Raw genomic sequence first — 15467 nt, forward strand, 5'->3', positions numbered from 1 at the left:
TGATGAAAAATGGTTATATAGGAATATGCCTACAGGGCTTTGTGTCATGCCGCTGCAGCGGCGGCGCTGGGCAGGCTGCGGCGCACCAGGCGGCGCAATTGTGGGATGCAGGAGCCGCAATTGGTGCCGCATTGCAGTTGCTGCTGCAAGGCTGCCAGCCGTCCTTCCTCGCTGCCGTGGCAGCTGGCGAGGCAGGACAGGATGGCGTCTTCGCGCACGTTGAAGCAGGTGCAGACCTGGGGGCTGGCGGCGGCCAGGGTGATGGGTGCCTGGGCGCCGGGGGCCAGCAGCAGGCGGCCGTAGGGCTGGGCGGGCAGGGCGTCCTGCAGCAGCGGGCGCAGCCAGGTTTCGGCGCGGGTGTCGCCCGCCAGCACGAAGGCTTGCAGCAGCAGGTCGGCGCCCGACGCGGCGAGGCGCATGGTGCGGCGCTGGCCGGTCTTGCGGTCGGCATAGTGCAGCGCGTGTGCATCGGCAAGCCCGAGCAGTTGTTCGATCTGGGTCAGCACGGCGTCGGGCGGGGCTGCAGGGGCGGCGGCGCGCAGCAACACCCCGCTGCGCTCGCGCCCGAAAGGGACGCAGGCCGCAAAAGCGAACTGCGGCATCAGCGTGCGCAGCGCCGCGTGGGTGGTAAGCACTTCGTCCTCGGGCAGCCAGGCCATGGCGAGCAGTGACCAAGGCAATGCGGCTTTGGTGATGCGCACGGCGCTGTGCTTGAACTCGGGCTGTTTGGAGCGGGGGCACAGCGCCGCGCCGGTGAGGCCATTCACGCCGCTGCCCGGGCTTGCATTGCTGCCGCTGCCGCTACTGTTGCCGCTGCCGCCAAGAAACTCCGCGCCCCAGTGCATGGCCATGAAGGCCTGGCCAGGTGCCAGGGCGTCGCTGGGCTGCACGGGGGCGATGAGGCTGCCGCGGCGGCTGGCCACGTGCACCAGATCGCCCGGTTGCAGGCCGTGGCGCGCGAGGTCCTGGGGGTGCAGTTCCAGCGCGGGCTCGGGAACATGGCCGAACAGCCGGCCCAGCGTGCCCGTGCGCGTCATGCCATGCCACTGGTCACGCAGGCGCCCCGTGGTCAGGGCCAGCGGGTAGCGTGCATCGCGCGGTTCGGCCACGGGCTGGTAGGGCTGCGCGTCGAAGCGGGCACGCCCGTCGGCGGTGGGAAAGATGCCGTCCGCGTACAGCCGCGCCGTGCCCGAGGTCGCGCCCGCGGGGCAGGGCCATTGGGCGGGGGCGAGTTCGAGCGCGGCGTAGCTCAGCCCGGTGATGTCCAGGTCGCGTCCGCGCGTGGCGGCGCGGTGCTCGTTCCAGATCGATTCGGGATGGGGGTAGGGAAAGAGCGTTGCCTGTCCGGGGCGCAATACGGCTTCGAGGCGGTGCGCAAAGTCCACGGCGATGGCCCAGTCGTGGCGCGGGCCATTGTCTGTGGAGCCGGTGGAGCGCGGCGGCGGCACGGCGGCGCGCACGCGCGAGATACGGCGCTCGCTGTTGGTCACGGTGCCCTCTTTTTCGCCCCAGGTGGTGGCGGGCAGCAGCAGGTCGGCGAAGTCGCAGGTGGCGGCGGTGGCGAAAGCCTCTTGCACCACCACGAACTCGGCACGTTGCAAGGCGCGGCGCACCGTGGCCTGGTCAGGCAGCGACTGCGCGGGGTTGGTGCAGGCGATCCACAGCGCCTTGATTTCTCCATCGGCCGCGGCCTGGAACATTTCGACGGCGGTTTTGCCCGGGGCTTGCGGAAGGTCTGGAACGCCCCAGAGCGCGGCGATGTCGGCGCGGTGCGTCGGGTTGGCGAGCTCGCGGTGGCCGGGCAGCAGATGGGCGAGGGCACCCACCTCGCGTCCGCCCATGGCGTTGGGCTGGCCGGTGAGCGAGAACGGTCCGGCGCCAGGGCGGCCGATCTGGCCCGTGGCCAGGTGCAGGTTGATGAGCGCGGTGTTTTTGGCGGTGCCGCTGCTGCTCTGGTTCAGACCCTGGCAGTAGAGGCTTAGCGTGGGCTGGCGCGACTCGCCGGGTTCGATGCCGGCAAACCAGCGCGCGGCCAGGGTCAGATCGTCCACGCTGATGCCGCAGACCTGGGCCACGAGCTGCGGCGGGTAGTCGCGCACCAGGGTTTGCAAGCCTTCGAAGCCGTGCGTGTGGGCGGCGATGAAGCGCGTGTCCGTCCAGCCTTCGCGCAGCATCAGGTGCAGCATGCCGTGCAGGAGCATGACGTCGGTGCCGGGCTCTATGCGCAGGTGCAGGTCGGCGATTTCGGCCGTGTCGGTGCGGCGCGGATCGACGACGATGATCTTCAGTGCGGGCTGCGCGCGCTTGGCGTCTTCGATGCGCCGAAACAGGATGGGGTGCGCGTAGGCGGTGTTGCTGCCCGCGATGAACAGGCAGCGCGCGTGCTGCACGTCGTCGTAACAGGCGGGTGGCGCGTCGGCGCCCAGCGTGGCCTTGTAGCCCGCGACGGCGCTGCTCATGCACAGGCGCGAGTTGCTGTCGAGGTGCGGTGTGCCTATCAGGCCCTTGGCGAGCTTGTTGAAAACGTAGTAGTCCTCAGTGAGCAGCTGGCCGCTCAGGTAAAAGCCCACGGCTTCGGGGCCGTGCAGGTGCAGGATGTGGGCAATGCGGTCGCAGGCCCATTGCAGGGCTGCGTCCCAGCCGAGCGCCTGCGCCGGGCCCTGCCGCTGCAGGCGCCGCAGCGGCTGCAGCAGGCGGGTCTGGCGCGCGATGGGGGGCGCGGCCGTGAGGGCCAGCGTGGCGCCCTTGGTGCACAGACGGCCGAAGTTGGCCGGATGCTCGGGGTCGCCGCGCACGCCGGTGATCTGCCCGCCCTCGGAGGCGATGAGCACGCCGCAGCCCACGCCGCAGTACGGGCAGGTGGAGCGGGTTTCTGTCATGGGCATGGCTGCTGGCAGCCGCGCGTGGCCGCGTGGCCGGCAGGGCCAGCGGACGGGCGGCTGAGTTCGGTGGCGTGGTGGGCCAGTTCGTCGGCGCGCAGGCAGACCGTGTCGCCCAGCACCTGCACGGCAAAGCGTGGCGTGCTGCCTTCGTCGGGTGCCGCCGCCTGGCCATGCTCCAGGCTGATGGTCCAGTTGTGCAGCGGGCAGGCCACGCTGGTGCCGAAGACGATGCCTTGCGACAGGGGGCCGCCCTTGTGCGGGCAGCGGTCGAGCAGGGCGAAGACCTGATCGGCCTCGGTGCGAAACAGGGCGACGTCCAGGCCCTGCGCACGCGCCACGCGGCGCGCGCCGAGCACGGGGATGTCGCTCACGCGGCAGACGGGAATCCATTCGGTCATGGCGCTTCCTTGCATGGTTTGGTATTGAATTGATAGCTTGTTACGCTTGCTGAATGTGCCTCAGGCTGCTATTTCGCTTGCATTCAATGGCTCGAACTGGCGCGTGTCCACCTGGGCTTGCTCGAGCGCGGCCCAGGGGTCGGGCTCGTCGGCAAGGGCGTGTTGCAGCCGCGCCCAGAGCGCCTGGCGGCCGGCGGCGTCGTCGAGGATGCGTTTCTTGACGTAGTCCAGCCCCACCCGGGCGACGAAGTGCACGGTGCGCTCGAGGTACCAGCCCTCCTGGCGGTACAGCTCGCAGAAGGCGCCGGTGTATTCGAGCACCTCTTCGGCGCTCTTGAGCTTGGTGAAGAAGTGCGCAACCTCGGTCTTGATGCCGCCGTTGCCGGCCACGTACATCTCCCAGCCGCTATCGACGCCGATGATTCCCACGTCCTTGATGCCCGCTTCCGCGCAGTTGCGCGGGCAGCCCGAGACGGCGAACTTGACCTTGTGCGGTGCGTACATGCGCCACAGCGCGCGCTCGAGGTCCTTGCCCATCTGGGTGCTGTCCTGCGTGCCCATGCGGCACCACTCGCTGCCCACGCAGGTTTTCACAGTGCGCAGCGCCTTGGCGTAGGCGTGGCCGCTGGGCATGCCCAGGTCGCGCCAGACGGGGATCAGGTCTTCCTTCTTGACGCCGAGCAGATCGATGCGCTGCCCGCCCGTGACCTTGACGGTGGGGATGCGGTACTTGTCCACCACGTCGGCGATGCGGCGCAGCTCGGCGGCGCTGGTCTCGCCGCCCCACATGCGCGGCACCACGCTGTACGTGCCGTCTTTCTGGATGTTGGCATGGCTGCGCTCGTTGATGAAGCGGCTTTGCGGGTCGTCCTTGGCCTCCTTGGGCCAGGTGCTGATGAGGTAATAGTTGATGGCCGGGCGGCAGCTCGCGCAGCCATTGGGCGTGCGCCAGGCAAGGGTGCGGAACACGTCAGGGATGGAAAGCAGCTTGTGCGTGCGGATGGCGTCGCGCACGGCCTGGTGGCCGTGCTCGGTGCAGCCGCACAGGGGCTTGAGCCTGGGCGTGGCAGAGTAGTCACCGCCGGCGGTGAACATCAGCAGCTGCTCCACCAGCCCGGTGCACGAGCCGCAGCTGGCGCTGGCCTTGGTGTGCTTGCGCACCTCATCGAGCGTGAACAGGCCCTTTTCCTTGATGGCCTTGCAGATGGTGCCCTTGGTCACGCCGTTGCAGCCGCAGACCTCATCGGTGTCGGCCATGGCGGCGGCCTTGTTGTGGCCCTCGTGGCCGGTGTCGCCGATGTTCGATTCGCCAAACATCAGGCGGTCGCGCAAGTCGTGCACGCTGCGGCCTTCGCGCAGCAGCTTGAAGTACCAGCTGCCGTCCACCGTGTCGCCGTACAGGCAGGCGCCGACGAGTTTGTCGTCCTTGAGCACGAGCTTTTTATAGACGCCGCCCATGGGGTCGCTGAGGATGATTTCCTCGGCATCCTTGCCGCCCTGGAAGTCGCCCGCGCTGAACAGGTCTATGCCCGTGACCTTGAGTTTGGTCGAGGTCAGCGAGCCGGTGTAGCGCCCGATGCCGAACTCTGCGAGGTGCGTCGCGCAGACCTTGCCCTGCTCGAACAGCGGCGCCACCAGCCCGTAGGCAATGCCCCTGTGCGCCGCGCATTCGCCCACGGCGTAGATGCGCGGGTCGGTCACGGTTTGCAGCGTGTCGCTGACCACGATGCCGCGGTTTACGTGCAGGCGCATGCTTTCGGCCAGGGCCGTGTTCGGGCGTATGCCCACGGCCATCACCACCAGGTCGGCGGGCAGTTCGGTGCCGTCCTGCAGGCGCACGGCGCGCACGCGCCCTTGGGTTCCCTGGGCGTGGCTGCCCAGCAGCGCCTGCGTCTGCGCGTTCATCTGGAACTGCATGCCGCGCTCGTGCAAGGACTTTTGCAGCAGCTTGCCGGCCATGGCGTCGAGCTGGCGCTCCATCAGCCACTCGCCTACGTGCACCACGGTGACCTGCATGCCGCGTTTCATCAGGCCGTTGGCGGCTTCCAGGCCCAGCAGGCCGCCGCCTATGACCACGGCGTGGCGGTACTGGGCTGCGGCGGCGATCATGGCCTGGGTGTCGGCAATGTCGCGGTAGGCGAGCACGCCCTCCAGCTCGGTGCCCGGAATGGGCAGCATAAACGGGTTGGAGCCCGTGGCGAGGATCAGGCGGTCGTAGCTGGCGCTGCGCACCTCGCCCGCAGCGTTGACGCCGGTGACCAGGCGCCGCAGCCGGTCCACGGCGGTTACCTTGAAGCCGGCGTGCAGGGTGATGCCGTGCTCGGCGTACCAGTCCCAGCCGTTGAGGACGATCTCGTCCAGCGTCTGCTCGCCGGCGAGCACGGGCGAGAGCAGGATGCGGTTGTAGTTGGGGTGCGGCTCGGCGCCGAAGACGGTGATGTCGTAGAGGTCTGGGGCGATCTTGAGCAGCTCTTCGAGCGTGCGCACGCCGGCCATGCCGTTGCCGACGAGCACGAGCTTCATTTTGGCTTGCGGGGGGATTTGCATGTCCATGGCAGTCTCCTGGGGCGCGGGGTCAGGCCGCATGCTCGACATGCGCCTGGCGGGTGTAGAGGAAGTCCAGCACGGCTTTGCGGCAGTGTTGGTAGTGCGGGTCTTCGGCCAGCGCGACGCGGTTGCGCGGGCGCGGCAGCGGCACGCTCAGCACCTCGCCGATGGTGGCCGCGGGGCCATTGGTCAGCATTACCACCTTGTCGGACAGCAGCACCGCCTCGTCCACGTCGTGCGTCACCATGACCACGGTGCTGTGCGTGCGCGCGACGATGTCCAGCAGCTCGTCCTGCAGCTTGGCGCGGGTCAGCGCGTCGAGCGCGCCGAAGGGCTCGTCCATCAACAGCACCTGCGGCTCCATCGACAAGGCGCGCGCAATGCCCACGCGCTGCTTCATGCCGCCCGAGATTTCGCCGGGGCGTTTGTGCGCCGCGTGCGTGAGCCCCACGAGGGCCAGGGCGGCGGTGGTGCGCGCGCGCAGCTGGGCTTTGCTTTCGTGCGCGCCAAACACCCGCTCGACGGCCAGGTACACGTTGTCGAAGCAGGTCAGCCAGGGCAGCAGCGAGTGGTTCTGGAACACTACGGCGCGCTCCGGCCCGGGGCCCTTAATCTCTTTGTTGGCGCACAGCAGTGCGCCTTCGGTGGGTGTGGTCAGGCCAGCGATGAGGTTGAGCAAGGTGGACTTGCCGCAGCCCGAGTGGCCGATCAGCGCCACGAATTCGCCCTTGGCAATGCACAGATCGATGTCGCGCAGCGCCGGGAACGGGCCTTTGGCCGTGTGGAAGGTCTGGGCCACGCCCTGGACCTGGATGAATTTGCGGTGCAGGGCATCGTTCATGTGCGCACCTCTTCGAAAGTCAGTGCCGTGGCCAGCTTGACGAGGGCGTATTCGAGCAGCAGGCCGACGATGCCGATCACGAAAATGGCGATGATGATGTTCTTGACGTTGAGGTTGTTCCACTCGTCCCAGACCCAAAAACCTATGCCCACGCCGCCGGTCAGCATCTCCGCCGCCACGATCACCAGCCAGGCGGTGCCCACGGCCAGGCGCACGCCGGTCAGCAGGTAGGGCAGCACGGCGGGCAGAAGGATCTTGGTCGCGATCTTCCACTCCGACAGCTGGAGCACGCGCGCCACGTTCATGTAGTCCTGCGGCACGCGCTGCACGCCGATGGCGGTGTTGACGAGCATGGGCCAGATCGAGCAGATGAAGATCGTCCATATGGCCGCGGGGTGGGCGCCTTTGAATACCAGCAGCCCTATGGGCAGCCAGGCCAGCGGCGACACCGGGCGCAGCAGGCTGACCAAGGGGTTGCACATGCGCTGCAAAAAGGGAAAACGCCCGATCACGAAGCCCGCCGGAATGCCCACCAGCGCCGCCAGCCCGAAACCCAGAGCCACGCGCTGCAGCGACGCCAGCACGTTCCAGCCCACGCCCTGGTCGTTGGGGCCGTTGCGGTAAAACGGGTCGCTGAACACCTGCCGCGCCTGCGCCCAGGTCTCCTGCGGCGTGGGGATGCTGTGCCCGGTGGCGGTCGAAACCAACGCCCACACGCCCAGCAGCAGGCCCAGCCCACACAGCGGCGGCAGCAGCGCGAGCCACAGGCGCCGTGACCAGGCACTCGCAGCTGGTGTAGCCGGCGGCGTGCGCGGCGTGGACAGTGCCGGCGCCGGGGCTGGCTGGGCGGGCTGGGGTGCAAGCCCGGCGGTTGGAGGGGCTTGCGGCGGGGAATGAAAGACGGCGCTGACCATGGCAGGCTCCTGGGGGGAAAAGAAGGAGGGGTGATGGGATGTGGGGCGGGTGCAGCCGCTCAGAACCTGTTCTCAAGCCTTGAGCTGGAAGCCGTCGGCGTACCTGGCCGGGTCTTTGCCGTCCCAGACCACGCCGTCGATCAGCTTGTGGCTGCGCATGGCGCTCTTGGGCAGCGGCACCTTGGCGGCGGTGGCGGCCTGCTGATAAACGTCGATACGGTTGACCTTTTTGGCCACGGCCAGATAGTCCGGGTGGGCCGTGAGCAGGCCCCAGCGCTTGTGCTGGGTGAGGAACCACATGCCGTCGCTGAGGTAGGGAAAGTTCACCGCGCCGCCGTCGTAGAACTTCATGTGCAGCGGGTCGTCCCAGGTCTTGCCCAGGCCGTTCTGGTAACGCCCGAGGATGCGCTGGTTGATCGCATCGACGCTGGTGTTCACGTAGGCCTTGGCGGCGATGGTCTCGGCCATCTTGTTTTTGTTGGCCAGGCTTTCGTCGATCCAGCGGCTGGCCTCCAGGATGGCGGCGGTGACGGCGCGCGCCGTGTTCGGGTTCTTCTGCACGAACTCGGCCGTGGTGCCCAGCACCTTTTCAGGGTGGCTGGGCCAGATGGCCTGCGATGTGGTGGCGGTGATGCCTATGCCGTCCATGATGGCGCGGTGGTTCCAGGGCTCGCCCACGCAAAAGCCGTCCATGTTGCCCACGCGCATGTTGGCCACCATCTGCGGCGGCGGCACGGTGATCACCTTGGCGTCCTTCAGCGGGTGGATGCCGTTGGCCGCGAGCCAGTAGTAAAGCCACATGGCGTGCGTGCCCGTGGGGAAGGTATGGGCAAAGGTGTATTCACGTTTTTCGCCGCGCATCAGCCTGGCCAGACTGGGGCCGTCGGTGGCGCCTTGCTCGGCCAATTTTTTGCTCAGCGTGATGGCCTGGCCGTTCTGGTTGAGCGTCATGAGCACGGCCATGTCTTTTTTGGGGCCGCCTATGCCCAGTTGCACGCCATAGACCAGGCCGTACAGCACATGGGCGAAGTCCAGTTCGCCGCTCACGAGCTTGTCGCGCACGCTGGCCCAGCTGGCTTCCTTGCTGGGGATGATCTTCACGCCGTACTTCTGGTCCAAACCCAGCACGCTGGCCATGACTACGCTGGCGCAGTCGGTGAGCGGAATGAAGCCGATCTTCACCTCCTTTTTCTCGGGGGCATCGGAGCCCTGGGCATGCACGAGCGCGCGCAGCGCAGGGCCGGCGCCCAGCGTGCCCACGGCCGCGGCCTGCAACACGGTGCGGCGCTGAAGACTGGTTTTCAACAGATCGGTCATGGGGGCGGTTCCTTCGGGTGGATGTTGAAAAAGGCAAAAACAAAAAGGCGTCCTCATGCCGTTCACGCCTGCCAGTGGCAGCGCGCAAACGCATGGGGACGCCTTTGTCCGGTAAGAGGCTTTCACCGCCCGCCGTTGGGCGGTGCTGCCTGCAAGACCTGCGTTGGTCTGGAAGATTTAATGCAAGCGGCATGCCAGCTTTGCGTGGCGCTCTTTTTGCTCCTGCAAAAGTAGCTATTTGCGCTTGTCTTCCGGACGTTGTGCTTGATTTGGATCCGCAGAATATGGGGCGGGCGCGGGGCACCGTACCGGGGCACGGGTTTTGTGCGCTGCACCATCGTGGGGTATGTCCCGGCTGCCTGAGGGCTTGAGGTGCGTGCAGGCTATCCCAGCAAGTCCGCTGCGTCGAGTATGCGCTGCGCCACCTCTGCGAGTTTGAGCCCCTTGTCCATGGCCAGCTTGCGCAGCTTGTCGTAGGCCTGCTGTTCATTCAAACCCTGGCGCTGCATGAGCAGGCCCTTGGCGCGGTCTATGGTTTTGCGCTCCGAAAGCGCGTTGCGCGCCTGGGCCAGCTCCGCGCGCAGCGCCTGTTCATGGGCAAAGCGTGCCATGGCCACTTCCAGAATCGGGCGGATGCGCTGCGGCGCCAGCCCGGCCACGATGTAGGCCGTCACACCCGCGGCCACGGCATCCGGCACGTGCGAGGTGTCCTCATCGTTGGTGAACATCACGATGGGGCGCCGCGCGGCGCGCGTGGCCAGCACCACGTGCTCGAGGGCGTCGCGCGCCTCGCTTTCGGCATCGACGATGATCAAGTCGGGCTGCAGCTGGGCCAGGCGCTCGCTCAGGAACACGTCGGCGGGCAGCGTGGCGACGAGGTTGTAGCCGTTTTCCAGCAGCCCTATGCGCAGCGCGCGCGAACGCTCGGCCTGGAGCAGGGCGTGTTCGTCGTCAGGGTCACTCACGGCCAGATCGGGGGCCACGACCACGATGCGCAGGGTTTCGGTCATCGCCGCAAAAAAGCAAGAAGCACGCCGGGGATGCGCATAGAACCGCGATTTTTCATGAGGACACGGGACGATGACGGGGCGGTTGGCGAAGCAGTGATCCCAATGACCGTTGGCTGTCCACCAACGCTCGCATAGGTGCGAAGCACCGCCTCATGGACAAGTTGGGCAGAAACAAATTTTTATTGCGCTCAGCAGCAGCTAAGTCTGGTTGCGTACCTTCTTTGCTGTGCAAATTTCTGCACTTTTTTGGAGAACATCATGTATCGCTACACCAAACTTTCCCTGCTGGCCATCGTCTTCGCTGCAACCGGCGCAGTCGCCTACGCCGCCAAAGGCGACATGGAGAATGATGCCTTGATGGTCACCAAGGCCAGGATTCCGCTCGTCCAGGCCGTGACCGTAGCCGAACAACACGCGAACGGCAAAGCGTCGCGCGCCGAGTACGAGAACTCGAAGCAGGGCTGGGTCTATGACGTAGAGGTCGTCAGCGGAGCCAAGGTCTTCGATGTTCGGGTCGATGCCGACAAGGGCACGGTCATCGGGTCTGCCGAAGACAAGGCGGATCACGATGACGATGACGACCACGACGAATAAAACAGACGACCTGCAAGGATGGCTGGATCGCCCCCACTATGCGGCGATCCGGCCCGCAGACCTCATGGAATCACTCAACCAAACATTGTTTCTCTGGCTCAACGCGTCGGAGCATCCCAGCGCTCTGGCGCTGATGCCGGCCATCTTCCTTGCCGAATGGTTTATCTGGACGATCCCGCTCCTGATCGGCATCGGCTGGCTATGCGGCAACGAGGACACCCGCAAGGCGATGCTTGTCGCAACCGCCTCGGGATTGCTGGGCTTGTTCATCAATCAATTCATCGGTTTGGTTTGGTCGCATCCCCGGCCTTTCATGATCGGCCTGGGCCATATCCTTATCCCCCATGTTGCCGATTCGTCATTCCCAAGCGATCACCTGACGCTGTGGTGGGCGGTTGCCTTCAGCCTCCTGCTGCAAGGCGTCCAACGCAATGCAGGCATCACGCTGACCTTGTCGGGTGTTCTGATCGCCTGGGCGCGCATTTACCTGGGTGTTCACTTTCCACTCGACATGCTCGGGGCCGCCACGGTCGCTGCAATCAGCGCCTGGCTGTCGCTCCACGAAGCGCGCTGGTATCTGGGGTCGAGCTACCGGCTTGCCTGCGGCATCCATCGCCGAATCTTTGGCAGGCTGATCGCGCTGGGATGGATGCGCGAGTGAGCCTATGGGCGGGCTAAGTCTGCGTGTTCAAACTGACGACAACCCAATCTCAACAGGAAGACACCATGCACAAATTGCCCACGAGCAGCTCTACAGGCTGGCTCAACAAAGTCCCGGAAGTCGCGCTGTCGTTCTGGATCATCAAGATCATGTCCACCACGGTGGGTGAGACCGGGGCCGATTATTTGGCGGTCAACGCGGGCTTGGGCCAAGGCATGACCCGCGCGATGATGGCTGCTTTGCTGGCGGCAGCGTTGTTTGCCCAGTTGCGCACCCGCCGCTACACGCCTTGGATTTACTGGCTGACGGTAGTACTGGTCAGCGTGGTCGGCACCCAGATCACCGACCTGCTGACCGATGGCCTCGGCGTCAGCCTGTACGTCAGCACCTTGGCGTTCGCCGTGGCGCTTGCCGCGATCTTCTTCGTCTGGTATCGGGTCGAGCGCACCCTGTCCATCCACGACATCGTGACGCGCAGCCGCGAGCTGTTCTATTGGGCCGCCATTCTCTGCACGTTTGCGCTGGGCACTGCTGCTGGCGATTTGGCGACCGAGGCATTGGGCCTGGGATTTACCTGGGGAGCGGTGGCCTTCGGAGCGCTGATCGGCATCACCTACGCCGCCTGGCGCATGGGCGGCAATGCCGTGTTGACCTTCTGGATTGCCTACATCCTGACCCGTCCCTTCGGGGCCGCGCTCGGCGATTTGCTGACGCAGGCCAAGACGTATGGCGGCCTTGGCATGGGTGCTATGTGGACGAGCGCCCTGTTCCTCTCGGTGATCGTCTTGCTGGTGGCTGTCGCACAGATCGGCATGAACGCAAGCCGCTCTACCACGCAAGCCGCTTTACCCAGCTCTGAATAGCCCGCTTCCCACTACACAAGGAGAAAAACATGACCAATCAGCAATCAATCGTACGCTCTGTCGTCGCCGTTTCAGCGGCCGTACTCCTGGCTCTGGCAGTCGGTTGTTCCAAGCCAGCCGATCAGAACAGCGCGAGCGCAGCATCGACCACACCGGGCCAGAGTATCTCGGCCTCGCAAGGCACATCCGCCTCTAAGCTCGGCGACCTGTCGGCCTTCCGCAGCATTGCTGCCGACGTAGCCGCCCTCGTGGATAAGGGAGACTTGCCCGCTGCCAAAGCTCGCATCAAGGATTTGGAAGTCGCATGGGACTCCGCTGAGGCGGGTTTGAAACCACGGGCAGCCGATGACTGGCATGTGCTCGACAAGTCCATAGACAAGTCGCTTGCGGCGCTGCGTGCCGACACGCCGAGTCAGGCCGACTGCAAGGCAGCGATGGCCGCCTTGCTGAAAACCTTCGACGCCCTCCAAGGCAAGTGAGCGTGCCCCATGAAACCAGCCACTGAGCACGCGCTGGCCAAGGTGCCTGAAGTCACGCTGGGCTTCTGGATCATCAAGATTGCCGCCACGACGCTTGGCGAAACCGGCGGCGATGCCGTCTCGATGTCCATGAACCTGGGTTACTTGCTCAGCACGGGCATATTCGGAGCGATCTTTCTGGCCACCGTGGTAGCGCAGGTCAAGGCCAAGCGTTTCCATCCCTTCCTGTACTGGAGCACCATCGTCGCTACCACCACGGTCGGCACGACATTGGCCGATTTTGCGGATCGTTCGCTCGGGATCGGGTACGCTGGCGGTTCGAGCTTGCTGCTGGCCCTGCTGCTCGGCTCACTCTTCGTCTGGCATCGCACCCTCGGCTCCGTGTCGGCGAGCACGGTCAGCTCACCCAAGGCGGAAGCGTTTTACTGGCTGACAATCATGTTCTCCCAAACGCTGGGCACCGCACTGGGTGACTGGACTGCCGATACGGCGGGCCTGGGCTACGCCAATGCGTCGCTAGTGTTCAGTGGGCTGCTTGCCTTGGTCGTGGCAGCTTATTTCTGGACAGGGGTATCCCGCACGCTGCTGTTCTGGACGGCGTTCGTGCTGACCCGGCCGCTGGGTGCCGTGGTAGGCGATTTTCTGGACAAGCCGGTGACCGGAGGGGGCTTGGCCTTGAGCCGTTACTCGGCATCGGCAGCGCTGCTGGCCTTCATGCTTGTGGCTATCCTGGTCACTCAGGTGATAGATCACGTCCATCGAGCTTTCACCCCCGATTGAGGACAGAGGCGATGCGGATTCTGTTGGTCGAAGACGATTCCATGATCGGTGACGCGATCCAGAGCGCATTGAAGGATGCGTCCTACGCAGCCGATTGGGTGAAGGACGGGCAGACGGCGCTCACGACGCTGGGCTGCCAGCGCTATGACCTGGTGCTGCTCGATCTGGGTCTGCCCGGCAAAGATGGGCTGGAGGTGCTGGCCAACCTCCGCGCCAAGGACAACCCGATCCCCTTGCTCATCATCACGGCGCGTGATGGCCTGGATGATCGCCTGCGCGGCCTGGATGGAGGGGCCGACGACTACGTGTCCAAACCCTTTCAGATGGCGGAGTTGCTGGCCCGGATGCGCGCCGTCCTGCGGCGCAAGGGCGGCGCCGCAGCGCCGGTGCTCAGCAATGGCGTGGTGTCGCTCGATCCAGCCACCAAAGAGGCCAGCGTCAATGGCGGCCCTCCGCTGCAACTATCCAACCGCGAGTTCGCGCTGCTGCAAGCCTTGCTGGTACGCCCGGGGGCCATCCTCTCGCGCAGCGAGCTGGAGGATCGCATCTATGGCTGGGGGGAAGAGGTTGAAAGCAATGCTGTCGAATATCTGATCCATGCCCTGCGGCGCAAGCTGGGCAGCGAGGTCATCAAGAACGTCAGGGGGGTCGGATGGATGGTTTCAAAAAGGGTCTGAAGAGGCGCTTGAACGAATCGGTTCAGCTCAAGCTGTCCTTCACCCTGTCGCTGGCCATCTTCGTGGTGGCCGTCGTGGCAGGTGTCTTTTCGTTCATGTCGGCGTTCGACGAGGCCCATGAGTTACAGGACGATGTTTTGCGCCAGGTGGCGCAGCTTATGGATAGTCAGCATCTGTCGCCAGCCGCGCCGACCGCCGATACCCGGCCCAAGGATGCCGATGAAGAATCGCGCGTAATCGTCCAGCGCTTGGGGGAAGCCAGTTCGTCTGCGGCAGGCGTGGATGCAGGTGGCACACTTTCCCTGCCGACGACACTGGCCGATGGGTTGCACACGCTGGAGGTCAGCGGTCAGGCCTTTCGCGTACTGGTCAAGACAACGGCTGCCGGCGAACGCATTGCCGTGGCGCAGGAAGCAGGCTTTCGCAATGAGATCGCCCGTGATGGGGCGTTGCGCACGGTGATGCCATTCTTGGTTCTTATGCCAATGCTGTTGCTGATCGTCGCTGACCTGGTGCGCAAGATGTTCCGGCCCATTGCGGCGCTCTCCAAGGAAATTGACCTGCGCGCCGAGCAGGAACTGCACCCCATCGAAGACCGCCGCCTGCCAATCGAGGTGCGCCCGTTCGCCGTGGCCATCAACCGTCTGCTCGCCCGGGTTGGTCAGTCGATGGAATCTCAGCGCCGCTTTGTGGCGGATGCCGCGCACGAGCTGCGCTCGCCGCTGACCGCCCTTTCGCTGCAAGCGGAACGGCTGGCAGAAACGGAAATGCCCGGCCAGGCACGCGAACGGCTGACAGTGTTGCGCCAAGGGATAGCGCGCAGCCGCAGCCTGCTGGATCAGCTCCTGACCTTGGCCAGGGCGCAGTCGGCTAGCGACTTGCCGAAGTCGTCGGTATCCATTCAGAGCATCTATCGCCGCGTGCTGGAAGACAGCATGCCGCTGGCCGAGGCCAAGCAGATTGACATCGGTGTCGAAGGCACGCAGGACGCAGAAGTCTGGGCGAGCGAGTTGGACATGATCACCGTGGTCAAGAATTTGGTCGATAACGCCATCCGCTACACGCCAGAAGGGGGGCGTGTGGACCTTTCCGTGGTTGTATCGAACGGGAAGGCAGAGCTGCGTATTCAGGACAATGGGCCCGGTATTCCGCTGGCCGAAAGGAACCGGGTTTTTGATCCCTTCTATCGCACGCTGGGCAGCGAGCAGATGGGCTCTGGACTTGGACTTTCCATCGTCCAAACGATTGCCAGTCGCATGGGTGCGGAAATTCAACTCGACTTCACGGACGATGCAAATCAACGCGGCGCAAAAGTCACCGTCTTCATTCCACTCAAAGTCCGACAGGCTCCTAGGCACCCCCAGGCCGAGCCCTACACTCACGCCCCTATGAGCGCCCCCCTGAGCCTGCCCTCCGCCCTGCCCGCCGACGCCCTAGGAGCCTGCCGGGCTTTGGGCGTCGATAGCGAGAATGCGCCCCAGCGAGGCCAATTTTGGCCGGATTC

At 65.3% G+C, this 15467-nt stretch carries 13 protein-coding genes and 1 pseudogene; 7 read left to right on the forward strand and 7 right to left on the reverse strand.

The window, feature by feature from the left end; all coding sequences use genetic code 11:
• Positions 1-44 precede the first annotated feature (44 nt).
• From DFR45_RS08805 to DFR45_RS08835, 7 genes are all read right to left on the reverse strand, one after another.
• A complete protein-coding gene (locus tag DFR45_RS08805) occupies positions 45-2879 on the reverse strand; it encodes a nitrate reductase (protein WP_114483434.1) in 2835 nt (944 codons plus the stop codon).
• The gene (gene nirD, locus DFR45_RS08810; RefSeq protein ID WP_114483338.1) at positions 2876-3280 is read right to left on the reverse strand and encodes a nitrite reductase small subunit NirD; all 405 of its coding nucleotides are present in this window, start codon (positions 3278-3280) and stop codon (positions 2876-2878) included. The genes DFR45_RS08805 and nirD overlap by 4 nt, the downstream gene beginning before the upstream one ends.
• A 60-nt stretch (positions 3281-3340) precedes the next feature.
• Entirely contained in the window at positions 3341-5833 is a 2493-nt protein-coding gene (gene nirB, locus DFR45_RS08815; protein WP_114483435.1) for a nitrite reductase large subunit NirB, read from the reverse strand.
• A 22-nt stretch (positions 5834-5855) separates the two neighbouring features.
• The gene (locus tag DFR45_RS08820) at positions 5856-6668 is read right to left on the reverse strand and encodes an ABC transporter ATP-binding protein (protein WP_114483339.1); all 813 of its coding nucleotides are present in this window, start codon (positions 6666-6668) and stop codon (positions 5856-5858) included.
• Positions 6665-7582 carry a nitrate ABC transporter permease gene (ntrB, locus tag DFR45_RS08825; RefSeq protein ID WP_114483340.1) on the reverse strand — a complete coding sequence of 306 codons (918 nt, stop codon included), beginning with the start codon at positions 7580-7582 and terminating at the stop codon, positions 6665-6667. Before ntrB ends, DFR45_RS08820 begins: the two co-directional genes overlap by 4 nt.
• A gap of 72 nt (positions 7583-7654) precedes the next feature.
• Positions 7655-8899: a CmpA/NrtA family ABC transporter substrate-binding protein gene (locus DFR45_RS08830; RefSeq protein WP_114483341.1), complete on the reverse strand. Its 1245-nt coding sequence runs from the start codon at positions 8897-8899 to the stop codon at positions 7655-7657.
• Positions 8900-9282: 383 nt separating this feature from the next.
• Entirely contained in the window at positions 9283-9909 is a 627-nt protein-coding gene (locus DFR45_RS08835) for an ANTAR domain-containing response regulator (protein WP_114483342.1), read from the reverse strand.
• A 258-nt stretch (positions 9910-10167) separates the two neighbouring features.
• Here DFR45_RS08835 and DFR45_RS08840 point away from each other — a divergent pair, with 258 nt between their 5' ends.
• From DFR45_RS08840 to DFR45_RS08870, 7 genes and pseudogenes are all read left to right on the forward strand, one after another.
• The gene (locus DFR45_RS08840; protein ID WP_114483436.1) at positions 10168-10503 is read left to right on the forward strand and encodes a PepSY domain-containing protein; all 336 of its coding nucleotides are present in this window, start codon (positions 10168-10170) and stop codon (positions 10501-10503) included.
• Between the two features lie 64 nt (positions 10504-10567).
• Positions 10568-11164, forward strand: coding sequence for an undecaprenyl-diphosphatase (locus DFR45_RS08845; protein ID WP_114483437.1), 597 nt, complete (start codon positions 10568-10570; stop codon positions 11162-11164).
• A 65-nt stretch (positions 11165-11229) separates the two neighbouring features.
• Positions 11230-12027 carry a COG4705 family protein gene (locus DFR45_RS08850; protein ID WP_114483343.1) on the forward strand — a complete coding sequence of 266 codons (798 nt, stop codon included), beginning with the start codon at positions 11230-11232 and terminating at the stop codon, positions 12025-12027.
• A 29-nt stretch (positions 12028-12056) separates the two neighbouring features.
• A complete protein-coding gene (locus tag DFR45_RS08855) occupies positions 12057-12506 on the forward strand; it encodes a hypothetical protein (protein WP_114483344.1) in 450 nt (149 codons plus the stop codon).
• Between the two features lie 9 nt (positions 12507-12515).
• The gene (locus DFR45_RS08860) at positions 12516-13286 is read left to right on the forward strand and encodes a COG4705 family protein (RefSeq protein WP_114483345.1); all 771 of its coding nucleotides are present in this window, start codon (positions 12516-12518) and stop codon (positions 13284-13286) included.
• An 11-nt stretch (positions 13287-13297) separates the two neighbouring features.
• Positions 13298-13963 carry a response regulator transcription factor gene (locus tag DFR45_RS08865; RefSeq protein WP_114483346.1) on the forward strand — a complete coding sequence of 222 codons (666 nt, stop codon included), beginning with the start codon at positions 13298-13300 and terminating at the stop codon, positions 13961-13963.
• Positions 13939-15300 (forward strand): annotated as a pseudogene (locus tag DFR45_RS08870) (ATP-binding protein); the annotation flags it as partial. The gene DFR45_RS08865 and the pseudogene DFR45_RS08870, both read left to right, overlap by 25 nt.
• Positions 15301-15467 lie beyond the last annotated feature (167 nt).

It is taken from the genome of Extensimonas vulgaris (assembly GCF_003337425.1).
Lineage (GTDB): Bacteria > Pseudomonadota > Gammaproteobacteria > Burkholderiales > Burkholderiaceae_C > Extensimonas > Extensimonas vulgaris.